The organism is Bacillus sp. GbtcB14 (genome assembly GCF_019091205.1).
Lineage (GTDB): Bacteria > Bacillota > Bacilli > Bacillales > Bacillaceae_G > Bacillus_A > Bacillus_A cereus_AG.
On the sequence record NZ_JAGXJT010000002.1, the window covers coordinates 556,891 to 581,558 of the forward strand.

Below are 24,668 nucleotides of genomic sequence, written 5' to 3' on the forward strand. Positions count from 1 at the left end.
TAATCACCATCTTATTGAAATACTTTCTTAAACTGTTTTCCTATTTCATCCTGTTCTTTCTCCACTGTTTTCCAATCAATATTTAATACTGGAATTTCTTCCACATTTGGTCTATTTTCAGCTTGTATATCTGTTCTACCAGGCAATAAATATGCTTTAGAAATTTGTTTTTGCACATCATCTGATAATAAATAATCAATAAACTCTTTTGCATCTTCTACATTTTTACTATCCTTCATAATGCCTGCTGCGCGTGGACTAATGACTGTTCCGCTTTTTGGATATACGATATCAACTGGTTCACCCTTTGCTTTTGCACTGTACGCCATATAATCAACACCAGCAATTACCATATCTTTCGCACCTGTTACAACTGGATCTAACGCTTCTTGGTTTGCCCCTGCTACTGTAACTTCATTTTTCTTAAGCTGTTCAAATAAATTCCATCCATCTTTTCCATTCTTCTTCACATATCCTGTTACAAAGTCTAAAGCTGAACCTGAAAGTGCTGGATCTGGAAGATTCACCTTCCCTTTCCATTCTCCTTTTGTTATGTCGCTCCAATCTTCAGGTGCTGCCTTCACATTTTTTGTATTGTACACAATTCCTAATGCCGAAGCACTATACCCGAAATAATGCCCTTTATCATCCGACCATTCCGAACGAAGCTTATCAGCTTGTTTCGCTTCTTTATAAGCTAACGTTTGACCATCTTTCTTTAATCCTTCCATCGCTGGTAAAGAAGCAAGTACCACTACGTCAACGACTGGTTTTTTCTTTTCAGCTTCCATTCTCGCTAAAATTTTTCCAGTTGTCCCTTGAAACATTTCCACTTTTACACCCGTTTTCTTTTCAAAGTCCTTTTGAATTTTTTCTGCCAATCCTTTTGGTCCCGCACTATATACAACAATTTTCTTTTCATTCGTAGTTTTACTTTTTGCATCTGCATTACCTGTCTTTGAGCTACACCCTGTTACTACTGCAGAAAACAGTAAAGTACATATAAATAAAGACTTAAGCGAACTGAATTTCTTCATACGATTCTCCCCCTATATGATGAATACATTTTTTTGGCACATATAACGATACTGGTTTTCCAATGCTTAATTTACTATTGTGATAAGCTGTCCATATTCCAAGTGCACCCATGTTTACTTTCATTTCATACCGTTCTCCTACATATGTAACGTGCTGAATTTCACCTGTATACATTTCGCACAATTCTTTTTTTGTCCAGCTCACATGCTCTGGACGAATCATTTGTTTACCCTCTACAAGCCAATTTGCCTTACCAACAAATTTTGCAACAAATTCATGAGACGGTTTCACATAAATGTCTTCTGGTGTTCCTTTTTGTAATACCTCTCCTTGTTTCATTACAATAATTTGGTCTGACATTGACATAGCTTCTGTTTGATCGTGAGTAACATACAATGCCGTTAAACCGATCGAATGAACGATATCCATAAGCTCTAATCGCATTTCTTCTCGCAAAATGGCATCGAGTGCACTCAGCGGTTCATCAAACAAAATAAAATGCGGTTTTGTTACAATTGCTCTAGCAAATGCGACACGTTGCTGCTGTCCACCAGAGAGTTCATGCGGATATCTTTTCTCCATCCCTTGCAGGCGAACTCGCTTTATTGCATCTTCTACTTTTTCCTGTAATTGATTCGTTTGCCTTGTAGCCCTTAAACCAAATGCGACATTTTCAAATACATTCATGTGTGGCCATAAAGCAAAATCTTGAAATACCATACCGATATTACGTTCATGAGGAGATGTTTTTATTTTTTTCGCACCAGAATACATGCACGTATCTCCGAAATATATTTCACCTTTATCTGGCTCTTCAAGTCCTGCAATCATTCTAAGTAAAGTCGTTTTCCCGCATCCCGAAGGCCCTAAAAGTGTGGTGAATTCACCTTGTTTCATGACAATTTGTAACGGCTTTAACGCCTGCGTTTTTCCAAATTTCTTTTCTAACCCACTAATTTTAATGTCCATCGTTTCACCTCTCTCCCCTCACTCTTAACCTGCTTTCATTCTATATGGAAGATTTATACTGAATGTTAATGTACTGTAAAGATTAAATTAAAAAACTTCTAATAAACTATTTATTTCTATAGATTTTTTCTATAGTTAAAATAAAAAAGGCGGCAATTCATAATGAATCTCTTAAAACTGGAAATTGTAGTGCTTATTAAGAAATACAAAAAGCTTACGATCGTTGCAGAAAAACTAGGTGTTAAACAACCTACTATTACATTCCATATAAAAAGCCTAGAAGAGGACCTCGGTGTATCTTTATTCGAATTACGTTCGGGAAGGTATTTCTTAACAGAGGCTGGTGAGGCATTACATCATTATGCTTGTAAAATAGATGCACTCATGAAAGAAGCTAGACGGGTCACGCAAGAGTTTAAAGATTTTCATAAAGGCGCTATAACAATTGGCGCTAGTTATGTACCAGCGACTTATCTTTTACCAGCAATTGTTCACCAATTTCAATGCGAATTTCCAAATATAAAAATAACACTTATGGCAAAAACAGCTCCTGAGATTCGAACGATGCTACAAAATCATGAAATTGACCTCGGTGTAATTTCTGCAGCACCGTTTGATCAATCCCTTTTAAAACAGACGAATGTAATGCCTGATACACTTGTTCTTGCTTTCTCCAAAGAACATCATTTTTCAAAAAAAGAAAATATATCACTACAAGATATTGAAAAAGAACGTATACTATTGCATCGTAATCCATCTACAACGAGAGATTTACTTACAAAATGGATGTTAGCTCATAACATTACATTCCAATCTGAAATTGAATTAGATTCATTAGAAACGATGAAACAAATTTTAAAATATGGTAATGGCGTCGCTTTTATTTCTAAACTTGCTATTGAACAAGAAGTACAACGAAATGAACTATGCTATATACCCATCCCTGGATTTGAATTTCAACGTAACATTTATACGATTCATCATGAGGACAGATGGAATTCTAAAATTATTTCTTTTTTACTACATAGCATCACTTCTTATGCAGAAAAAAGTTAAAAGGCTGTCGTTATACACGACAGCCTTTTAAACTATAACTCTATTTATTCTTCTTCGCTTCAATTTTTGCTTGCGCCTCTTCAGCCTTATCTAACGCTTCTGAAACTTTCTTCTCTTTTTCTTTCACGTCATCTATACTATCGACAGCTTTAATGAGTTTATCGATTCCTTCTTCTTCTACTTTTCTACGCTTTGCTACTCTTTCATTCACTTTCTCTTCTACATCTTTAGCTTTTTGAAGCATATTCTCGGCATTTGATGTTACAGCTGTTTCAAGTGCATCGTCTTTTTTCATTTGTAACACTTCATTTGAAATGTCTTTCGCTTCTAAATACTTACCGTCTTTCAATGCTGTTGCTCCGTGATCCATTCTCTCAGCAACTTCTTTATATGATCTCGCTTCATTTCCTGATTTCTCTTTTTCTGCTTTTGTAAACCACATCGTTGCATCACTATATTTTTCATTTTTCAATGATTGCATACCTGTTTCAATATACGTGTCATAATTACTACATCCAGCCATTACGACTAACAGAAAAAGCATTACAAAACTTAATTTTTTCATGATGTTTTCTCCTTTTCTTTGCCTGCTCACTTTACTGTAACATACATGAAAAAGAGTTTCAAAAACTAAAATACTAATTCGGTCATTTTTATAATGATAAGTCAAATTTTTATTATTTTCAAGCCGACACATCCACTTGTTTTTTCGCCATATGTTGTTTTACTCCAACTAATACAACTAACAATAACCCTCCGCCTATTGTCATCATAACAATGCTAGTTGGCAACATATCTAATAAGAATCCATATACAATCATACCTAGCGGCGCGATTGCAGTAGCAATTGTTTCAAGTAGACCGAATACACGCCCTAAGTAGCTCGGATCTGTCGTCTTTTGCATATATACTTGCATCGGAATATTCGCAAGCATGATTGATATACCAATTAACATCATAAAAGTGCCATAGTAAATAAAACTTGCCACTTTTGGAATAGTAACTAACAACGGGAAGACTGTACATAAACTTAAACCCGCAAACAAAAACAGTCCCGTATAAATAGAACGAAACGGATTATTCAATTCTTTACGTACTGATAAGGCAATCGCACCCATTAGCATCCCGACTGCTAACATTCCCTCTACAGTACCGAGTTGCTTTGAAGATAAATGCAATGTATGGACGATAATATATGGAAGTGCAACGGTTAGCCCACACGCAAAAAAGTTTACCCAAAGTGCTATTTTCATTAAACCATATATTTCATGCTGTCTTTTTACATATGAAAAACCTTCTTTTATACTCGTCAAGAAATGCTCTTTATTCTCAGCCACTTCTTTTTTGTATAAATCAAATACGATAAATAATTGCAGAATCACTGCTAAAAAGAACGTAATACTATTTAATAAAAAGAACGACTTAATTGAAAAGAAACCGAATACAACTCCGCCAATAATTGGCCCTAAAATATTTGATAAAGAAGCTGCCGTTTGATTTAAAGCACTCGCTTTTTGAATACGCCCTTCATCTACTAAATTAGGAATAGATGAGGTTAATGCAACAGAATAAAAACTTGCACAAATTGATAATAATGCTGCTGAAATATAAATAAAAAGAAGTGACGGCCCAAATATAGTAGCAAGAATAAACATAATAAGCATCGTTAAGCTACTTAATAAATCAGTACCAATAACAAGCCACTTACGATTCACGCGGTCAGCTACAGCACCCGCAATCGGACCACAAATCATCCTTGGAAGTGATCCACAAACAAGCGTAGTAGCGAACCCCATCCCTGAACCAGTAGTCTTTAATACGTATAACCCCATGGCAAATGTATAAATTCCCGCTCCTAATAAAGAAGTCATCTTTCCAATCATCATTAAAATGATATTTCTCGTCGCAATCTTCATTCTCGAATCATTTTGACCTATACTTACATCTCCCATTATGACACTCCCTTTAAAAGTTAAATTGTGTTAAACTTATTATATAATCAACTTTCCAATTTTTACAACAAAAAGTTAAATTATATTTAACTTTTTAATTATAAAGGAGCAATGATATGGCAACTCTCGGAGAAAAAATTAAAGCATTACGAAAAGAAAAAAAACTTACACAAACAGAGCTGGCGGGTTCGGAACTAACAAAAAGTATGCTTAGTCAAATTGAAAATGGAAAAGCTACACCTTCCATGAAAACATTACAATATATTGCTGAAAAACTTGAATGTGAAACGAGCTTTTTATTAGAGGAAGATGAAGGAGAAATTGTAGAACTCATTCAAAAAATGGAGCAACTCATAAAGGCAAATAAATGCGATGAAGTATATGAGGCCTTACTACCTATCGTTCAGAAAGAGCTACCTTCTACTCTAAATACGGCTCGTTTATACAAACAATTTGTAACTGCTGCAGCGATTATGAAAGATTACAACATTGAATCTTACGTAGAAAAAGCTGTTTCTATTTTTGAAAAATATAAGTTATACCGCGACAGTACAGAAACAAAATTAAAATTATCTTTTGTGATATTCACACGTAAAAAGTATGCGGAATGTTTACAACTTATAGCTAGTATTAGAAATGATTATGAAGAGAAACATTTAGAAATGGATCTTATTATACATATTGAATTATGTTTATATAAAGCCATCATTTTACTAGCATGTGGCGATTATGAAAAATGTGAAGAAACGATATTAGAAGCACTCGCATTTTCAAAAAAACATCAAGTGTATTATAAAACAGACGAATTTTACCGGATTTTATCTTATCAAAAAGTCATTACAGCTGATAAAGAACAATATTTATATTACATAAAAAAATCTGAGCAATTTGCCATTTTTACAGAAGATACTCTATCCATTGCGATGATTGATATTTTAAAAGCTTACTACTACAACACGATTACTAATGAATATACAATCGCATTAAAACATCTAGAACAATTTCGAGAAAAACTAAAAGGGCAGCCAATTTTCCAAGACGACGGATTGTATTATCTTGAAAAAGGAAAAGCTTTATACGGATTAAAACGTTACGAAGAAGCTTTACAAGCATTGCAGCGTGGTATTATACCGGATTATATGAACCATCCACTGGATCAAGCGTGGCTTACAACCGCAGGTGCATATCGTGCCCTTTGTTATGTAAAACTAAACGATAAAAAAAGAGCTCTTAAGGAGGCTACAGACGCCACAAAAAAAATACAATCCTATCCGGATTCCATCTTTTCTTCTTTTGTTAAAGAAACATTACAAATAATACAAAAACTTTAAGAATGTCTCGAAATGGTATATTATTCCTCTTTTTTAGCAAAGATAATAATGATGGGAGGAATATAAATGAATATTCAACGTGCAAAAGAACTTTCTGTGTCATCAGAACAAGCAAATGTCAGTTTTCAAGGCATGCCTGTTACAATTCAACACGTCGACGAAAGCAACGAAACCGCCCGCATATATGAAGTAAAAAATCCCGGACGCGAATTAACTGTTCCAGTTAATAGCTTAGAGGAAATATAAAAAATGCCACTTCGATTTTGAAGTGGCATTTTTCTTATGAAGCACAGATACCACTATTATTTCTTCATCTTATAATAAGAAAATGTAAATTTTATACTCTCATTCTATATTTTATGATATTGTATAATTTGGAAATGTTTAAATCTTTATAGATAAATAATATACACTTATAAATCTTTCATTTCCCACTTTATGCATGAAGGAGGAATTTTATGAACCTTTCTATATACGAAGGTTTAAGTATTATTTTTTTCATAATCATTATTACTTATGCTCTCGCCCACAAATATTTATGGTCAAAGAAATTGCTCATTATTCTATTTCTCGTTAGTAATGCTATTTACCTTATTTGGCGAACATTTTATTCACTACCAACTATTAATCTCATAAGTATTATTGCGGGTATTGTATTGTTAATTACAGAATGGGCTGGTTACTTGCAATCTATCATTTTTAGCATCGTTTCATGGAAACCGTATAAACGAAAAGAAGTACCGTTATCTACTTTCGAAACATTACCTACTGTCGATATTTTTATCGCAACTTACAATGAGCCACTTGATTTATTAAAACGAACTGTCGCTGGTTGTACAATGATTACTTATCCGAAAGAGTTGCTTAATATTTACATTTGTGATGATGGTCGACGGGAAAGTGTGAAACATCTTGCTAGTGAATTTTCTGTTCACTATATTACTCGTACTGAAAATAGTCATGCAAAAGCAGGAAACTTAAATCATGCCATGACCCATTCGACAGGTGATATTATCGTTACAATGGATGCTGATATGGTCCCAAGGGCCAACTTTTTAGAGCGAACGATTGGCTATTTTTCTAAAAATAATGTTGTATTTGTTCAAGCACCACAAGTGTTTTATAATGCTGATCCATTCCAATATAATTTATTTTTTGAAGATAACATCGCCAATGAACAAGATTTCTTTATGCGTCAATTAGAGGAAGGAAAAGATCGATTTAACGCTACGATGTATGTTGGTAGTAACGCTCTATTTCGCCGTACTGCTCTTGAAGAAATTGGAGGATTTGCAACTGGAGTTATTACTGAGGATATGGCAACTGGTATGCTACTACAAGCGAACAAATGGGAAACTGTATTTGTCAATGAAACACTCGCTGTTGGATTATCCCCAGAAACGTTTAGCGATTTATTAAAACAACGTGATCGCTGGTGTCGTGGGAATATTCAAGTCGTAAAAAAATGGAATCCTTTCACTTTAAAAGGATTATCTTTTATGCAGCGTGTTTTATATGCAGATGGCATCCATTATTGGTTTTTCGGCGTTTATAAAATGATATTTTTACTAGCACCACTATTATTTTTAGTATTTGATATTTATAGTTTAGAAATTAATTTCATGCAATTATTTATGTTTTGGGCTCCTGCCTTTTTAACGTCACAGCTTATTTTCAAAGCTGTTTCGAATAAAAAACGAACAACTACGTGGAGTCACGTATACGAAGTAGCTATGGCTCCTTATATGGGATTTGCTATTTTATCTGAAACGTTCTTACGGAAAAAGTTTCAATTTCATGTAACGAGAAAAGGCGTCCAAAATAACACGAGGCATTTTTTATGGATTGCAAGTGTCCCTCATCTCGTGCTACTAATATTAACAATTATTGCACTTATTCGGGCAACACTTATGCTCTTATACCCTACACAATATCATATTGAAAGAGAAAGTTTATATATTAATATTTTCTGGGTACTTTACAACGGAATAGCTATTATCACTTCATTATTTGTAGCATTTGAAAGACCACGTTTCCGAAACTCTGAACGTTTCGTAGTAAATTTACCAGGTACTTTACAAACCGAAGATATGACGATTTCTTGCCACGTCCTTGATATTAGTGAAACTGGTGCACGTTTTGAAGTAGATTCATCCATTCCGTTTGAAACTTTATCAAGTCTATCTTCCTATACATTATCTTTTGGGGAGGTAGAAAAGATTCATAGTACAAAAAAATGGATCCGAAGACAAGCAAATTCAGTACAAATTGGTGTATCGTTTCATGATGTATCCCATGAGCAATATTGTAAACTCATTCTTCATCTATTTAGTAAACCTGTTAATGACCGGGTGGAAAAGGTATACGATAAAGCATTTCTTACACTAGCAATTGCATCGTTCATAAAAAACACAAAGAAATCACCAAGACAATTTCGCAGGCAACATATACGTGAACAACTGATGTCTCCTGGAACATTGCATATGAATGGGATGCCGATTGAAGCGACCATTATCGACTATAGTACAGGTGGGTGCCAAGTACAAACGAATACCCCACTCGCGATTGACCAAATTATACAGATAACAATGAATGAGCGTCATATTCAAAAGAAAAAAGCGAAAGTATGTTGGATTCAAAAAAAGGGTCGTAAAATATATGCTGGATTAAAATTCACAGCGTAAAAAAAGAAAAGAAGCCTCGTGCTTCTTTTCTTTTTATTTCGTGCTAAAATTCAAACTATGAAATAATTTTCAAGGAGGAATTTGAATGAAGAACAGATCGCCAAAAAAGAGTCATTATTATGCAGTTATATTCACTTCTAATTTATCAAATGATACAACAGATTATAGTACCGCCTCTGACAAAATGGAGGAACTTGCAAAGCAGCAACCTGGATTTCTAGGTGTAGAAAGTGCACGAGAGCATTCGGGACTCGGTATCACAATTTCTTATTGGGAATCACTTGAGGCAATTGAAAATTGGAAACAGAACGCCTTACATAAAGAAGCGAAAAAAAGAGGCCGTGAGCAATGGTATGAAAACTTTCATCTTCGTATTTGCCTTGTAGAGAAAGAATTTAAGTTTCATAGAGGCACATTGTAACGATGAAGAAAAAATTAGCTCTCATTGCTGTTCATGAAATATATGGTGTGAACGACCATATGCATCACGTTACCCACTACTTCACTTCATCTCATATAGATGTATTCTGTCCTAATCTTCTACAATCGCAACATACATTTCATTATAGTGATGAAGAAAAAGCATATCATTTTTTTATGAATCATATTGGATTTGAGGATGGAAAAAAGCAAATTGACGAATTCATTACTTATCTCTCTAGTAGTTACACACACATTGGACTTATTGGCTTTAGTGTTGGCGCTACCATCTCATGGCTATGTAGTAACAATCCGAAAATAGATTTTATTATCGGATGTTACGGTTCCCGTATACGTGACTATATTCATATGAAACCAACATGTGCTACCTTACTTATTTTCCCTGAAAAAGAATCTAGTTTTTCAGTATCCTCTTTCATTCAAACATTACAGCAACAAAAGAACCCTTTATTAGAAATACAACAACTACACGGTGAACATGGTTTTCTAAATCCTTACACTGAAAAATATAACGGGCACTCTACAAAACAAGCATACAATTTAATAGATTCATTTCTTGTAAAAAGCACTCTTATAAAGGAGATTTAAATGACTCTTACATTACTCTTACTTATTTTCATATTCATTGCCTTTTTCTCCGTGCTAACTATTATTTTAGTAACCGTAAAAAAGGGAGCGTTTTCCAAACGCCCCTACTTACAATCTATTATCGTTTGCATTTTATTTTTTACAAATTGGATCTTATATTTATCAACTTTTTATGCGTTACTTCCCGAAAAAATTAGTGAGTTCCTATTTCTGCCCATTTGGTTTTTCCTTTGTATATTAGGTTTTATCACTTTCTGGCACGAATGGAGAAACAATCGTGTGTTCGCAATATGTATCGGTTTTCTTTCCTGTATTAGTTTTCTATTTGGGTTATTGTTGTTAGTTCTTTCGGGGATGTAGCTATGAAATGGGAGTAAAGACCTTATTACTTTCTTTCATTAGCAGCTTTGACCTGAACTTGGTATAATATCAAGTTCAGGTCTTTTAATTTCCCCCTAATTTTTATGTGGTTATTATATATCATCTATTTAACACTCTCTTCTTACAACCATTTCATTTTCTTTTAAAGTTAGAAATTCATAGTACTAAAAAATTGCTCAGCTACTGCATTCTCCTCAATGTACTTTTGAAGTCGTATAATCATACACAATCTTAATCCATTCACAAATTTTTTTTAACAATTGAACTCCCTTCTTTTAAACAAATTGAAACTATATGGCATTTTCTTAATGATCGTAAAACCAATGTAAAAAATTATTAATCTTTATACTTTATTATTTACGTGTTCAATTAAATAGATTACCCTCTTTATCGAGAAGGCCTCTCAATAATAAAATAACAAGGAGGAACACATGAAAACAAAAATTTTTTCTATTATTACTGCTTTAACCTTACTAACATGTTTCGCTATACCAACATTAGCAGTATCTAGTAGTTACAGTTTTAAAATGGACTATCGAGTGGTAGATGGTAGTAAAAACAAACAATTTCACACCCTTTCTAAAGGTAGTGTATATATCAATGGGAGTGCATATGTATACACTACTGATGGAGGAGCTGTGGGACCTTACGATGTAAATTATACTCTGTATAGATCTGCATGGGGTTCGGATCCTAGTTATGGCACAGTTACTGGTGCATAAATAAACCTTTCTCTGGTGCATATAATGTTGATAAAAATTCAAATGAGTACTACTTATTTATTTGGAAAACAAATGACGATGGACAAAATGTGCGAGGGAATGGAAAAATAACTAATTAAAGTATCACTACTAAACTATGAAAATATGAGGGTTTTACACATGCTAATTGACTTTGATGGTTTTATTCTTATTGGAGCGTTTATTATGTTGTTATTTTTACTTCTCTTTTTTAAGTTACACCTAAAAAAGAGAAACATGTACTTACTATTTTTTTCAATATTTTATTTGTACCTTTGTGTAGTATTTAATTATACTCAATTCCCAATTATTATAGATGAAAATATGAAAAAAGAAATTGGACAAAATGTATGGAGAGATGCTAATTTTATACCATTTAACACGGAACATTTTGCTATAACAACATCAATACTTAATATACTACTAACAATTCCTTTTGGCTTTGGTTTTCCTTATATAAAAAAGACGAATTTCAAACAGGTTGTTTTATTAGGAATTGTATTAGGATTCTTATTAGAAACTTTACAACTTTTATCAGCACTTTATGCCGGATTCACTTTTCGATATGTCGATATAAACGATGTAATATTTAATTGTATGGGTGTCATTTTAGGGTACGGTATATCAAAAGGTTTTACCCTTGTGTATAGAGCATTTATACACAAATTTGATATTAAATTGAATTCCTTTTTAAGATATATTTATGAAACAAACGACCGGTCTATATAATTTGTTCTTTAAAATTAATACAAACACAAGTATATATGAAGCGCGGACAAAAATGGATATTCTAAAAATAGTTACTCAGCTATCTTTGGAACATCTCTCAATCTTTTTATATTGTATCATACATAGAATTATTAAATATAAAGCATAAGCAATAACCATCTAAATAGTAAAAAAAGGAAGAAAAGCCAACTTTCAACTTTTCTTCCTTCTATGTTTACCTTTAGATTTCACTGTCACTGATTCACAAGGTGTGTAATATATTTGAGGCGTCGCCTTATCAACAAACATCATAAATACAATAAAACCGATAATAAAGAAAATAAACAACGTTAACAAAATTGCTCCTATCGTTAAAAGTATCATAACACCACCCCTATATTTTTCATGTTATTACACCTTTCGCTATTATATGAGCGTAATCCTTTTTAGAAAAAGAAACGTAACAAAATAATCACAATCACTCCCGTTAATACTGTACCTAATAAACTACGAGTATATATCGCTACAAGAAATGTTGGAATTGCTGCAATAAGGTAATCCCACTGCATCGTCTCATGCATAAATAAAACTTGTGCTAAAAGTGCTGCTAATATTGCAATTGGTATGTAATTTAACCATTTTAAACCCCAGTCTGGAATTTGTAGTTTGCTAAATACGAGTAGAGGTAAAATACGTGGTACAAGTGTGACAGCTCCTGCTGCTAATAAAAGTAATAATACGTCTAATCTCATTTCCATTTTTCAATCACCACTCCAATCGTCGCAGCTAATAGTGTTGCAATAATAACCGCTATACTATCAGGCATAAATAAGTGTGAAACGTATGCAATCATAATCGCTACAATTGCAACAGTAAGGTGAATTGCTAGTTTCGGTTTACTACTTATGAGCTGAAGTACAAATAATCCGATAAACATCGCTGGTAATGCATAATCCATCCCGTACGTATGCGGGTCTGGTATCCATTCACCAAATAGACCGCCAATAATGGTAGCAAGAATCCAATTTAAATACGCTGTTACGTTAAGCCCGATCATCCATCTTTCACCTAAATATCCTTTTTGCGCTGCATGCTGAACTGCAACGCCGAAAGTTTCATCCGTAATTTGCGAACCGATGATTAAGTTTTTAAATAGAGGAATTTTCGTAAAATACGGCGCAAGCGCTGCACTCATTAATAAATGGCGTAAATTAACAAAAAATACGGTGAAAATAATTGCAGAAGCAGGTGCACCAGCTGCATACATACCAGCTAATATAAATTGGGCAGAACCTGCATAAATTAAAGTGGACATAAACGCAATTTCAATGATGGAAAAACCTGCTGTTTTTGCAATAACACCAGCTGCTATACCGATGCTCAAATATCCAAATACAGTTGGTAAGCAATCTTTTACTCCTTGCTGAAATGTATCCTCGCTCTGCAAAGCTACATGTGCCTGGGCTTTACTCATCCGTGTCATCCTCCATTCCTTCTAAAGTTCGTTTTCCTGTTACGACATGAACTAAATCTATATTTTCACGCCATAACGTATCTAACTTATCCGCACCAAATTCCTTCGTGATTTCTTCAACCATAATATCGTGTCGCACATACTCTGTAGCAACGAGAACTAAAGCTGGGTCATACGTTGTAACCGCCCATGAAGTACTATCATTTGAGAAGTTCGCAATTAATACTTCCTCTCCATCACGCGCGATAACAGTTAAATGACCACCCATTCTCTTTTCAACAACGTGGGGCGTCATATAATTATGGTGAAATGTCGCGCCTATTGTTGTATCCGGAGCACCGAATAAGATTGAAAATATATGTACGCCTTCCTCTTCCCTTTGATGAATATATGGCTCAATTTCATGCACTTGATCTTCCCATACAGAAATCCATAACTCTTCCTTCGCTCTACTAATTATATTGCATATTTCTTTTAAAACACGATCATTTGAGCGAATATGCGAAATTACATCTATTTGTCGCTCTTGTTCTAAACAATTTAATTTCTCATCTAAAAATTCAAAGGACTTCTCAAAATCTTTTCGCATTCGATTCATTAATTCGGTAGCTGATACCGGTACATATTTCACCGGTTCTGACGGAACGATATGCACCGCTCCTTTATCCATCAATTTACCGAGCACTTCATAAATCATAGAACGAGGTACTCCTGTCTGTTTACTCACTTCATACCCTGTTACTGGAGAATGTTTTAATAGTCCAATATACGCTTTACATTCGTACTGGGAAAAACCTAACTTTTGTAATTCCTTTATAATTTCATCCATCAGTACCCCTCACAATCTATATAACTCTCATTTCAAAACGATGCATGTATGTTAGTAGTTATTAGTATACCTACTAATATAAAAAAACAGACCTATAAAGTCAATTGATAATTCTGAAATTTGATTCAAAAAATAAAAAGCCTTCTTATGAAAGGCTTTTTGTACGTAACACTCCTGTTATTTTAACTGCAATGTTTTTGAGGTATGTCCCTCTAAATGCTCCCGTAAAGTAGAACCTGTATACTCTTCCCTAAATACACCGGCCTTCACAAATAAAGGAATGACCCTACTTAAGAATAGATCCAATGACTTTGGAGGTCCTCCTGGAATAGCAATAAATCCATCTAACGCTCCTGCCTCAAACCTATCCATAATTTGCTTCGCAACATCTTGCGCTGTACCAACCGCAACCCAATGAGCGGAGCCAACAACTTCTGGTCGTTCTAGTATTTGTTCAAGGGTTGGTTCATTTTTAATGATGAAGTTCCGTAATAATTCGGCGTGTGTTTTACTGCGAACAGTTTGATCTCGACTTGGCAGCATCTCTTCCGTAATCTTACTTTCTAGTGGAATTCCTCTAGCATCTAGTCCGAGAACCATTTCAAGTAACGCATATCTCTTTTCTTTTGTGAGATGTTGATGAGCTTGCCTATGCATTTCTAACGCTTCTTCATATGTATCACCTATAAAGAAATATAATCCAGGTAATACGCGTATATCATCTTGCTTCCGACCATGCTGTTCTGCTCTTCTTCTTAAATCTTGACGCAGTTCTATTCCTGACTCTACATCTGGCGTTGCAGCAAAAATGGCATCCGCAACAGAAGCAGCAAAATTCCGGCCTGACTCTGAAGCACCAGCTTGAAATAATGGCATTTCTCCTGAAATATGCTGCGGAATATTAAGTGGCCCTTTCACCTCAAAGTATTCACCATTATGCTCAATAGGCTTTACCATCTCTCTAATTAAATCAGGATTATCTACTTTCAATACTTCATTAGGGTGACTCCCCCAAAGTTTTCTTACTAACGCTGTACATTCTGCCGCTTTCGCGTATCGTTCCTCAGATGATGGCATCCCTTCCTCACCAAAATTTTCAGCGCCGTCAATGGATGTGACAATATTCCACCCTACTCGGCCGTTACTAATCCAGTGTAAAGATTGTAATTGCCTCGCTAATATATATGGTGGATAAAACGAAGTTGAAGCAGTCGTAACGACTCCAATTTTTTCTGTTGCATAAGCAATAGCAGTAAACAGTAACGTCGGATCTAAAATGACATTTCCCTTATTACGAGCAATTAAATCTGGGTGCGCCACTAAATAATCTGCTTTAAAAACAAAATCTAACTTAGCCTTTTCTGCCTGTTTCGCTAACTCTACTTGTTCGTTAATTCCTGAATCAAATAGACTATCTTCTTCTTTCTTTCTAGAAATTAAACATAATCCAATGCACAGTTGTTTTTTTGTAGACATACACACCATCCCCTTGTTTTTAATTCACTTAGTTAAACAAATGTTACTGTCATTATGAAATTCCATTCCTATAGAAGTGCATAAAATGATAATGATTATCAATATCATTTTATGCTGTAACTGCAATAAAAGCAATAATAAAAAAGACTCCCACTAGCGGGAGTCTCCTATCTCAATATTTCATTCGCTTCTTTTTCATAAATTTTATCAAATGAAGTCATAACGCGTTGTGATGCTGAAATCATTTTTTGATCTGTCATAAGATCAGCCATCTCTTTCGTCATATCTACATTTGAATTTTCTAGCATATAATTTTTTACTGTCCCTACCCCGTTCGGTAAATCAGCAATGTTTCCTTCTGCTAGAGTAAAGCTTTTGTTCTCTCTTTGTACGAGACGATTATTCGCATCTGCACCTACTGTTTTTGTTTGCAGGCGAGCAATATTATTTTGCGTCACCGCATCATATAACGTACCGTCTGCTTGTACAGCTACCTTTGCTCCTTCTGGAATACGAATACGTTCATTATTCTCACCCATTACGAAAGCACCTGAAGTTGTTTGCAGATAACGATCACTATTTAATGTAAAACTACCGTCTCTCGTTAAAAACGTTTCATTATTTTTAGATGTAACGAAAAACGAAGCTGCGCCAGACGTACCGTCATCTAAAAAGAAATCTGTAGCACTATTTGTCATTTGTATATTTCCTTGTACTAAGTTCACATGCGTTGCGGCTGGTACTACAGCGTAATCAACCGAACCGATATTTGTCACAGCACCATCTCCGCGGCGATATGTGTCTTGTACATCAAATACTTTAGAAGTCATATTTTCTGCTTTAAATCCTGTTGTTTGAGCATTTGCAACGTTATTCGAATGAACATTAATGCGCTGCATGTAATTCATCATACCCATAGAACCTATATAAAGACCGTTCATATTCGTTTGAATAAGGCAGTTGCCTTATCCTTCACCTCTCTTCTACGATGTTTGTAACATTTGTTTCGCTAAATGTTCCGCTGTAGCGATATGTATATGTTGCTTCACGTCTTGTCCGTCTGTCATTAATACAATTGGAGCTGATGATACTGCTGGAATTTTCAACAATTCACCACTACTTGCTGTTTCATCAAATTTCGTAAATACGATACCATCAATATGAATATCTTTGAAATTCGTAATGATTTCAATCATGTCTTTACTTTTCATCGAAGCTGATAACGTTAAACAAATATAATCTGGCTCTACTTGTCCCATCGTTTCAATCATTTCTTCTACTGTTTCTGACGCACGATAATTTTTTCCGGCGGTATCAATTAAAATATAATCGACGCGCGCTTCTTCTTTAAAATACGTAAGCGCTCTTGTCATTGCAGCTTCATCACGTACAGCGATTACTTCAAATCCCATTGTTTTTACGTAATCTTGCAGTTGCTGTACTGTTCCAATGCGCGAATGATCTGTCGTAATAAAACCGACCGTTTTTTTCTTACCGTGAAACTGCCATGCCATTTTCGCAAGTGTCGTCGTTTTTCCAACTCCAGTTGGACCGATTAATGCAATTGTTTGCACTTCTTTTTCAAAAACGTTTTCCGTGTTGAAATGGGATCTCATATCTTCCAATATGTATCCGATCACTTCTTCTTCTGTAATCATCGTTGCATTCTCAAACTTCACTTTTAACTTTTCAGCATATGCATGAATGAAGTATTGTTCTACATCGTTTTGCTCTAGCATTCGAATTACTTTTTGAATAATAAACGGTACAGATTCTTGGTTTTCTTTTTTTACAACCACTTCTTCTTTCTTGACCGGAACAACTTTTTTCACAGCTTTTTGCTTTTTCGTTACTTTCGTTTCTTCCGTCTGTTTCACAACGACGATACCTTTTTCAAACAACTTTAATAGTTTCTCTTTCTTTCTCGTCCATTCTTCACTATTTCCTGTTTGCATCGCCGCGTATGACATAGAAGTCGTCACGTTTTCTAAATTGTGCAGTACCGATTGAATTCCGTTCGCCTTCACAATTTGTTCTGAAGGATCATTCACAACATCCATTAATTGTTCATGAAATTGACCTGTGCCTTCGTTCACTTCTTCCTGTTTATCCTCTGGAAAAGCAACTAACATTTCATAATTCTTTTTCCAAAAAAACGGGATATTTCGTTTTACACTTTCATCGACAACGTAATAATAATCTGTACCATATTGGTCAAATAACTTTCGATACAATTCATTTTTCGAAGCTGCTTTTATTCGCATTAACGCTTCTTTCTTTTCTGTACTTTCCATTACTTCACCCCCTACTATTCAATATAGGCAATTTGATCTACAACAATTTCCGGTGCTAATTCGCTAATACAAAGTACTTGCGCTTCTACTTGATAACGCTCAAGAAGTCTTACAATCGCAAATCTGAAATCTTTTCTACGCGTTAATAATACTGGTTCTCTTCCCATTAAACGAGCTTGTTTAAAGACACGCTGTACTTGTTCAACAACACGTGTTTCTAAATCTAAATCCCAGTTTAATAAATAACCTTGATAAGGATTGTTCACAACGTCCGCATCTAATTCGATTGAATCAGAGAAAAGCGCCGCATAAATTTTCCCGTCAGGATTTTTCGCATTTTCACAAATAACTTTTGAAATACATTCACGGACGAATGACGTTACACCGTCAACGTGGTTTTGATAAATTTCTTTTCCGTCAATAATACCTTCAATAATGGTTGGTAAATCACGAATAGAAATTCCTTCTTTTAGCAATTGTTTAATAACATTTTGAACGAGTGATAAGTCGATTTCTTTCTTCTTAATCTCTTCTAATAAAACGCCGTTATCATTTTCAAGCGAGTTAATTAAGTCTTTTACATGTTGACGTTGAATTAACTCATGAAGATTACGTCTAACGACAACATCTAAATGCGTAATTAATATACTAAGTGGCTCTAATACTTGATAGCCTTTCATTTGCGCATCTTGTACCATATGCTCTAAAATCCAATATCCATCTTCGCCGAAAATTGGATCTTTCGCTGGTTCTGCATCTAAATCAGCCATTACGTTCGGTGTTTTCAGTGCTAATAAATAACCTGATTTCAAAACACCTTCAGCTGCCTTCGCACCTTTAATACGAATAATGTAACGTCCGCGTGGTCTAAAACTCGTATTATCTTTAAAGTTAATGCCAGGAACGTTAATACCAAGGTCGGTAATAATCGACTTCCTCATAAGAACAACTTTATCACGAGCTGTTTCTCCGTTAATTTTCTGCTTTACAAGTGCTGCTAAATCTAAACCGAGTTCTACAATAATTGGATATTTATCTGTAAATACTCCGAATGAATCTTCCACTTGTTGCAGTTGTTCATCTTCGCCTTGAATCATTTCTAATTCTTTTTGAAGCTCGTCTTCTTTTTCTTTCTTTATTCGGTTTTTATTGCGAATTCCTAAGAAGATAATTGTTCCACCAACGAGTGCGAATGGTAGAAATGGTAGCGGAGTAAAAATACCCATTGCGATAAATAAACCACCAAGCGCATAGACAACAACTTCATGTGCTAATAACTCTTTAAAGATACCTTCTGTTACTGTATCCGCTGAACCATCAAATACACGTGTTACGATAATACCAGTTGAAATCGCAAGCATTAACGAACCAATTTGGTTTACAATTCCGTCACCGACAGTTAACTGTGTATAGTGAATAGCTGCGTCAGCAAAGCTCATGCCCTGCTGCATCATGCCAACAATTAAACCGAAAATAATGTTTACGAATAAAATGACAATCCCGAAAATAACGTCCCCTTTAATGAACTTCCCGGCACCATCCATCGCTCCGTAAAACTCTGTTTCCATATTTAACTTTTTTCGTTTTGCCTGTGCATCTTTTTCAGTAATAATACGCTGGTTTAAATCAGCATCGATCGACATTTGTTTCCCCGGTAAAGAATCAAGTGTAAAACGAGCTGCAACTTCAGCTGTACGAGATGCACCGTTTGCAACGATAAACTGGAATATGATTAATACTATGAAAATAACGATACCAATTAATAAGTTCCCGCCAATTACGAACTGACCGAACTCTTCAATAACATGCCCCGCATTTCCGTCTGTCAAAATCGCTCGCGTCGTCGATACGTTAATCGATACGCGGAAAATCCCGATTAATAACAGCATCGTCGGAAATGACTTTAATTCATCCCACTCGTTAATACTTGTTGCTCGCATATAAATAAGCACTGACATACTTAGTAAAAAAACGATAACGATATCAAGTATAAATGGTGGAAGTGGAATTAAGAGCGCCACTACGAATGACGCTGCTAAAAAGATAGAAAAATAGGTTCTTGCAGAATCTATCTTAAACACAAGAGATCTCCTCCAACCGCGCTATTATACTTCAAGTTCATTCGTTTGAATTAAATAGCGCATAACTTCAATTACAGCTACGTATAAATCTTCTGGAATCGTCTCATCTTCCTCGACTTGATAATATAAAGAACGAGCAAGCGGACGGTTTTCCACCATTGGTATTTCTTGTTCACGGGCAAGCGTTCGTATATATAATGCGAGCTCATCTTCCCCTTTTGCAACGACAATTGGAGCTGCATCAACTTGTTTATTGTAACGAAGTACGACCGAAATATGAGTTGGATTGTTTACAATAAACGTTGCGCCATCCATCTTCTTCGCAATTGTTCCTTGCAAGATCGCATGCATAAAGTTTTTTCGTTTCCCCTTTACTTGTGGGTCCCCTTCATTATCTTTATGCTCCCTTTTTACCTCTTCTTTTTTCATCTTAATATCTTGTTCGTACTCCCATTTTTGATAAATAAAATCAATAATAGAAAGAACGATTAATATAATTAAAATAGCTAAAAAGATAAATTTAATTTGCCTAATAATTTCAGTAAGTGACGCAGTCCAGTTAAATCCAATCATACTCACGATTTTCTCTAAATTCTTTTTAAAGAGAACGTAAGCAACGTAACCAATTAACCCCATATAAAACAGTGATTTCAAAATATCTACTAAACTTTTACGACTAAACAATCTCGTAAAATAGTTTTTTGGGTTAATACGTGACGCTTTCGGCTTAATGACTTTAGAAGAAAATAAGAAACCGACTTGAATCATATAATTGAATAAATGAAAAGCGTATACGAGTATTAAGATTGGAGCTGATACTTTTAGTAATAAAATCCCCATTAAATAAAAATACTCAGTTGAATCTGTATTTTTCCCAATCTGATTAAACAGCACCGCTACAGAATTTGCAATCTCAAACCCTAACCAATCTCCGAAAAAGTAAACGACAACTGCTAATACTAGTATGGAAAATAAATTATTTAAATCTTTACTCCGGGCAATATTCCCTTCTTCACGCGATTTTTTACGCTTCTGCGGGGTGGCCTTTTCTGTTTTATTATCCTTTGCCATACGCGTCCCCCTACTTCGTTAAGAAAAAGTTAAATAGTTTCGTATATTCCTCAAGCAATACATCCGTCATATTTTTAAACACATAACCGAGCATCGGTACACTCATCGCAATAAACAAAATACCACACGTAATTTTAATGACAAATGCATTCATAAAAATATTTAATTGTGGCGCGTTCTTTGCGATTAAAATTAAAACAAAGTTAATGATGAATAAACTTCCCATAAGCGGCAGAGCAATTTCAACCGCTGATGTTATCGCAAATAATAACGTTGCGAGTAGACTATCTAAAAAACTAGTCGTCAACAATTTTGAAATCGCCTCTGTATATTGAAACGACTTTAAAATCGTGGCAACGAAATAGTTAATGCCGCCAAGTGAAATAAAAATAATAAGAAAAAATATATCAAAAATGGTTGATAGTAAAGTAGACTGTGAGCCCGCATTTACATCAAACAAACTTGCTTGTGATAAACCGATATCAAAGTCTAAAATATGCCCTGCCATTTTCGGAATGTTCCACAGCATCTCTACAATTTTTGAAAGTGATAAACCAATTACAATTTGCGTTGCTGCATAAGCTGCAACGTCCCAAACTGTCTTGATGTGAGAGACATCCACTTGATCGGCCACTGTAATTGAAAGAGCAAGTCCAAATGTAACCTTTGCCATCGCCGGAATTGATCGACCTGAGAAAAACGGTAGAAAATATAAAAATGAAGTAATGCGACAAAACGCAAAAAACGTCGCCGCCCATAATTCCATATTCATTTCAGTTCACCTATCTTAGTACGAACGCAATAGCGATGGGATTTTATCAAATAAATCTAAAATAAGCATCGTTAACTCTTGGAACATCCACGGACCTAAAATGATAATAACGAGCACAATACTTGCCATTTTCGGTAAAAACGTCAGCGTTTGCTCTTGAATTTGCATCATTGCCATAATAACCGCGATAATAATAACGACAATCAGACTTACAACGGCAATCGGCATTAAAATCATAACCCCTTTATAAAAAAAGGTTTGGAAAATATCTATAATTGGTGACGTATTCATTTATATGACTCCTATCACATAGCATCAAGCGCTTCAGGCGACCGTCTTAAACATAATATCGACGATTTTTGTATATCCACCTAAATATACGAAAACGAGTATTTTAAACGGTAAACTTAAAATCATCGGCGGTACCATCATCATCCCGAGGTACATTAAAAGTGTACTAATAATCAAATCTATAAATACAAACGCTAAATAAATGAACATCCCTGTTAGTAAACCTTTTTGAATTTGCGTTAACGTAAAGGATGGTACGAGTGTAAATAAGGAAAGATCTTTCAAATCTTTCGGCAACTCTTCTCCGCGTACTTTCAGCATCATTTTCAAATCATGCTTATACGTATGCTTTGACATATATTCTTTCATAATAGGAGCTGTCGTTTCCGCAGCTTGGCTTACTGTTATTTTCTCTTTCGTCATCGGATCCCACACATCGCTCTTCAGTTGCCCGAGTACAGGCTGCATCGTAAAGAGTGATAAAAATAATGCAAGTCCAACAAGCACTTGGTTTGGTGGTAAATTCATTACCCCAAGTCCTTGACGTGTAATCCCAAGAACGATCATAAAATAAGTAAAATGTGTAAATAATAGAACGATAGAAGAAGATAATGATAAAAGGGTAACGAGCGCAAATAGTTGTACACTTGAATTACTCGTAAACTCTTTTCCATTTTCGAAATTAATAAAACCGTTCGGGGCCGCATACGCTGGATTTACAAAAATAATTGAAAAAACGATAGAAAATACGAAAATAACGGCTAATAATGATAACTGTTTCTTTATTCTCATAATGGATCCTCTACTTTTTTCGTTTCAGTCTTCACCGCGTCTTCTAGTGCTTGTTGAAACTGATTTCCTGTTCCGGTTAATTGCACAGACTGCACACCGTTATTACTAATAACAGTGAACACTTGCTTTCCGTCCACTTCAAATAAAAAGGCACTCGTTTGATGATTTAAATACACGCCGTCTTTTACTTGAATATGGCCATTTTCACCCTGCTTAAAAAACTGCTGTTTGCGCGTCTTTTTCGTCATATAATATGCACCGTAACCGAGCGCACCAAACAGTAAAACGACTTGAAATAAGGTCGTCATATACGACATATGACTCCTCCTCTACTCTTTATCTTGCATTTGACTTTGCGCTTTCATAAGCGCCGCTTGTTTCTTATCAGCTTCAATTTCAGAAATGATAATACCGAATTTCTCGTCCATTACGATTGCTTCACCGATGCCGACTTTCATATTACTTAAATACACATCTACTTTATGTCCTAAGTTTTTCTCTACTTCAAGAACATCCCCAACTTTTAACTGCTTTACATCACCAAGCGTAATAGATGACTTTCCAAGCTTTACACCAAGTTCAATCGAAATATCTGAAACAGTATCAATATGTGCTTTACCTGCTTCATTTCGCTTTCCTGCAAAATCTTCTAGTCCCATTAATGACACAGGAGATACTTCATGCTTCATATGGATCCTCCTACTCTACAAAACTTTTAAATAGGAGCGCCTTACGCGTTCCATCTTTTCCAATAAAACAATTAAATTTATGCTTTCCATCTACATAACCAAGTAATTCATCCGAAACTTTCGTATGAAGCGGAATAATATCGCCTTCTTCAATTTGTTCAATCTCACTCATTGTCATTTTCTGCTCACCAATCGCAACGTGAACAGGTTTGTACACTTGATTTACTTTCACTTCCACTTCAGACGTATACTTCCTACGTTTGTCCGAAGAATGTTCGACAATATTTTCAGACGTTAACTTATCCATAATTTCTTCAACAGATAAGAACGGAATCCCGATACGCACCGTCGTATTCCAAAAATCTGTTTTCATATTTACGTTAAGTAATGAAATGATATCGCTCGCTGTCGTAATCTTTAATGCATTCGGATCTGTTTCCGTCGTTACAAATTTCGGTTCAATCGCAACAACACTTTCAAATGATTGCTCTAAATTTTTACAAAGAAGCAAGAATATATTATCAAGCGTTAAAAACTCAAATGCTGTTAACGGTCTGCGCATCGTAAAGTTACGCTTACTATCTCCGCCAAGCCAACATTCATGAATATAAATAACGAATGCTAAATCAATCTCAATAACAATTTCTCCAAGCTCTGGTAAACCGAGATCAATTACGCAATATAAATAATAATCTTTCGGCATTTTCTCCACATACTCACTCGTAAATGGAACTTGCTCAACCGTTGAAGGCTCTAGTTCAATTGGAATACGCATACGCGCTGATAACGTCTGTGACGTCTGTTTCCCAAACGTAGAAGCAATCGCTTGCAAACTACGTAAATGCTCAACACCGAACTTCTCTGGTCTATTAAAATCATACTCTTGAAATTTCTCTTGCTTTCCTGCTTCTTGTGCGAAAGCTGGCATTTCCTCGCCTTCATTTACCGCCTTCAGCAGGGCATCAATTTGCTCTTGGCTTAATTTTTCGCCACTCATGACAATCCCCTTCC

Annotated in this window: 27 protein-coding genes and 1 pseudogene; 9 read left to right on the forward strand and 19 right to left on the reverse strand. The window is 35.1% G+C overall.

What is annotated here, in order from left to right; all coding sequences use genetic code 11:
- Positions 1-11: 11 nt before the first annotated feature.
- Both KVT31_RS07765 and KVT31_RS07770 read right to left on the reverse strand, forming a co-directional pair.
- Positions 12-1,037, reverse strand: coding sequence for an ABC transporter substrate-binding protein (locus KVT31_RS07765; protein ID WP_088095891.1), 1,026 nt, complete (start codon positions 1,035-1,037; stop codon positions 12-14).
- Positions 1,015-2,007, reverse strand: coding sequence for an ABC transporter ATP-binding protein (locus tag KVT31_RS07770; RefSeq protein WP_088095890.1), 993 nt, complete (start codon positions 2,005-2,007; stop codon positions 1,015-1,017). Before KVT31_RS07770 ends, KVT31_RS07765 begins: the two co-directional genes overlap by 23 nt.
- A 162-nt stretch (positions 2,008-2,169) precedes the next feature.
- Here KVT31_RS07770 and KVT31_RS07775 point away from each other — a divergent pair, with 162 nt between their 5' ends.
- Positions 2,170-3,063, forward strand: coding sequence for a LysR family transcriptional regulator (locus tag KVT31_RS07775; RefSeq protein ID WP_088095889.1), 894 nt, complete (start codon positions 2,170-2,172; stop codon positions 3,061-3,063).
- A 40-nt stretch (positions 3,064-3,103) separates the two neighbouring features.
- Here KVT31_RS07775 and KVT31_RS07780 read toward each other — a convergent pair whose 3' ends face one another.
- Complete coding sequence (locus KVT31_RS07780) at positions 3,104-3,628, reverse strand: COG3014 family protein (protein WP_088095888.1); 525 nt, start codon at positions 3,626-3,628, stop codon at positions 3,104-3,106.
- A 118-nt stretch (positions 3,629-3,746) separates the two neighbouring features.
- Complete coding sequence (locus tag KVT31_RS07785) at positions 3,747-5,015, reverse strand: MFS transporter (protein ID WP_088095887.1); 1,269 nt, start codon at positions 5,013-5,015, stop codon at positions 3,747-3,749.
- A 116-nt stretch (positions 5,016-5,131) separates the two neighbouring features.
- Between KVT31_RS07785 and KVT31_RS07790 the strand changes: the two genes are divergently transcribed.
- From KVT31_RS07790 to KVT31_RS07825, 8 genes and pseudogenes are all read left to right on the forward strand, one after another.
- Complete coding sequence (locus KVT31_RS07790; RefSeq protein WP_088095886.1) at positions 5,132-6,346, forward strand: helix-turn-helix domain-containing protein; 1,215 nt, start codon at positions 5,132-5,134, stop codon at positions 6,344-6,346.
- Positions 6,347-6,412: 66 nt separating this feature from the next.
- Positions 6,413-6,592, forward strand: coding sequence for an H-type small acid-soluble spore protein (locus KVT31_RS07795; protein WP_071723071.1), 180 nt, complete (start codon positions 6,413-6,415; stop codon positions 6,590-6,592).
- Positions 6,593-6,804: 212 nt separating this feature from the next.
- The gene (locus tag KVT31_RS07800) at positions 6,805-9,030 is read left to right on the forward strand and encodes a glycosyltransferase (protein WP_088095885.1); all 2,226 of its coding nucleotides are present in this window, start codon (positions 6,805-6,807) and stop codon (positions 9,028-9,030) included.
- 85 nt (positions 9,031-9,115) lie between these two features.
- Positions 9,116-9,451: an antibiotic biosynthesis monooxygenase family protein gene (locus KVT31_RS07805; protein WP_088095884.1), complete on the forward strand. Its 336-nt coding sequence runs from the start codon at positions 9,116-9,118 to the stop codon at positions 9,449-9,451.
- Between the two features lie 2 nt (positions 9,452-9,453).
- On the forward strand, positions 9,454-10,059 hold the full coding sequence (locus KVT31_RS07810; RefSeq protein ID WP_088095883.1) for a dienelactone hydrolase family protein: 606 nt from the start codon (positions 9,454-9,456) through the stop codon (positions 10,057-10,059).
- The gene (locus KVT31_RS07815; RefSeq protein ID WP_088095882.1) at positions 10,060-10,419 is read left to right on the forward strand and encodes a hypothetical protein; all 360 of its coding nucleotides are present in this window, start codon (positions 10,060-10,062) and stop codon (positions 10,417-10,419) included.
- Positions 10,420-10,871: 452 nt separating this feature from the next.
- Positions 10,872-11,281 (forward strand): annotated as a pseudogene (locus tag KVT31_RS07820) (hypothetical protein).
- 40 nt (positions 11,282-11,321) lie between these two features.
- Positions 11,322-11,909 carry a VanZ family protein gene (locus KVT31_RS07825; protein WP_088095881.1) on the forward strand — a complete coding sequence of 196 codons (588 nt, stop codon included), beginning with the start codon at positions 11,322-11,324 and terminating at the stop codon, positions 11,907-11,909.
- Between the two features lie 192 nt (positions 11,910-12,101).
- Here KVT31_RS07825 and KVT31_RS07830 read toward each other — a convergent pair whose 3' ends face one another.
- The 15 genes from KVT31_RS07830 to fliM all read right to left on the reverse strand — a co-directional run bounded on the left by KVT31_RS07830 (position 12,102) and on the right by fliM (position 24,654).
- Positions 12,102-12,272 (reverse strand): DUF3951 domain-containing protein, encoded by a 171-nt coding sequence (locus KVT31_RS07830; RefSeq protein ID WP_088095880.1) that lies wholly within the window; start codon positions 12,270-12,272, stop codon positions 12,102-12,104.
- Between the two features lie 62 nt (positions 12,273-12,334).
- Positions 12,335-12,646 carry an AzlD domain-containing protein gene (locus tag KVT31_RS07835; protein ID WP_000425942.1) on the reverse strand — a complete coding sequence of 104 codons (312 nt, stop codon included), beginning with the start codon at positions 12,644-12,646 and terminating at the stop codon, positions 12,335-12,337.
- Positions 12,637-13,362, reverse strand: coding sequence for an AzlC family ABC transporter permease (locus KVT31_RS07840; protein WP_088095879.1), 726 nt, complete (start codon positions 13,360-13,362; stop codon positions 12,637-12,639). Before KVT31_RS07840 ends, KVT31_RS07835 begins: the two co-directional genes overlap by 10 nt.
- Positions 13,355-14,191 carry a TrmB family transcriptional regulator gene (locus KVT31_RS07845; protein WP_088095878.1) on the reverse strand — a complete coding sequence of 279 codons (837 nt, stop codon included), beginning with the start codon at positions 14,189-14,191 and terminating at the stop codon, positions 13,355-13,357. The genes KVT31_RS07840 and KVT31_RS07845 overlap by 8 nt, the downstream gene beginning before the upstream one ends.
- Before the next feature lie 177 nt (positions 14,192-14,368).
- Positions 14,369-15,667, reverse strand: coding sequence for an NtaA/DmoA family FMN-dependent monooxygenase (locus KVT31_RS07850; RefSeq protein ID WP_088095877.1), 1,299 nt, complete (start codon positions 15,665-15,667; stop codon positions 14,369-14,371).
- A 167-nt stretch (positions 15,668-15,834) separates the two neighbouring features.
- On the reverse strand, positions 15,835-16,608 hold the full coding sequence (locus KVT31_RS07855; RefSeq protein ID WP_088095876.1) for a flagellar basal-body rod protein FlgG: 774 nt from the start codon (positions 16,606-16,608) through the stop codon (positions 15,835-15,837).
- Positions 16,609-16,650: 42 nt separating this feature from the next.
- The gene (gene flhF, locus KVT31_RS07860) at positions 16,651-17,961 is read right to left on the reverse strand and encodes a flagellar biosynthesis GTPase FlhF (protein ID WP_071743532.1); all 1,311 of its coding nucleotides are present in this window, start codon (positions 17,959-17,961) and stop codon (positions 16,651-16,653) included.
- A 14-nt stretch (positions 17,962-17,975) separates the two neighbouring features.
- Positions 17,976-20,042 carry a flagellar biosynthesis protein FlhA gene (gene flhA, locus KVT31_RS07865; RefSeq protein WP_088095875.1) on the reverse strand — a complete coding sequence of 689 codons (2,067 nt, stop codon included), beginning with the start codon at positions 20,040-20,042 and terminating at the stop codon, positions 17,976-17,978.
- 24 nt (positions 20,043-20,066) lie between these two features.
- Positions 20,067-21,113: a flagellar type III secretion system protein FlhB gene (flhB, locus tag KVT31_RS07870; RefSeq protein WP_088095874.1), complete on the reverse strand. Its 1,047-nt coding sequence runs from the start codon at positions 21,111-21,113 to the stop codon at positions 20,067-20,069.
- Positions 21,114-21,123: 10 nt separating this feature from the next.
- Positions 21,124-21,885 (reverse strand): flagellar biosynthetic protein FliR, encoded by a 762-nt coding sequence (locus KVT31_RS07875; RefSeq protein ID WP_088095873.1) that lies wholly within the window; start codon positions 21,883-21,885, stop codon positions 21,124-21,126.
- A 15-nt stretch (positions 21,886-21,900) separates the two neighbouring features.
- Positions 21,901-22,176, reverse strand: coding sequence for a flagellar biosynthetic protein FliQ (locus tag KVT31_RS07880; RefSeq protein ID WP_001098080.1), 276 nt, complete (start codon positions 22,174-22,176; stop codon positions 21,901-21,903).
- A gap of 33 nt (positions 22,177-22,209) precedes the next feature.
- Positions 22,210-22,968: a flagellar type III secretion system pore protein FliP gene (locus tag KVT31_RS07885; protein WP_001220582.1), complete on the reverse strand. Its 759-nt coding sequence runs from the start codon at positions 22,966-22,968 to the stop codon at positions 22,210-22,212.
- Complete coding sequence (locus tag KVT31_RS07890; RefSeq protein ID WP_000121177.1) at positions 22,965-23,285, reverse strand: hypothetical protein; 321 nt, start codon at positions 23,283-23,285, stop codon at positions 22,965-22,967. The genes KVT31_RS07885 and KVT31_RS07890 overlap by 4 nt, the downstream gene beginning before the upstream one ends.
- A 12-nt stretch (positions 23,286-23,297) precedes the next feature.
- On the reverse strand, positions 23,298-23,657 hold the full coding sequence (gene fliN / locus KVT31_RS07895) for a flagellar motor switch protein FliN (protein WP_000680010.1): 360 nt from the start codon (positions 23,655-23,657) through the stop codon (positions 23,298-23,300).
- 10 nt (positions 23,658-23,667) lie between these two features.
- Positions 23,668-24,654 carry a flagellar motor switch protein FliM gene (gene fliM, locus KVT31_RS07900; protein ID WP_000012361.1) on the reverse strand — a complete coding sequence of 329 codons (987 nt, stop codon included), beginning with the start codon at positions 24,652-24,654 and terminating at the stop codon, positions 23,668-23,670.
- Positions 24,655-24,668 lie beyond the last annotated feature (14 nt).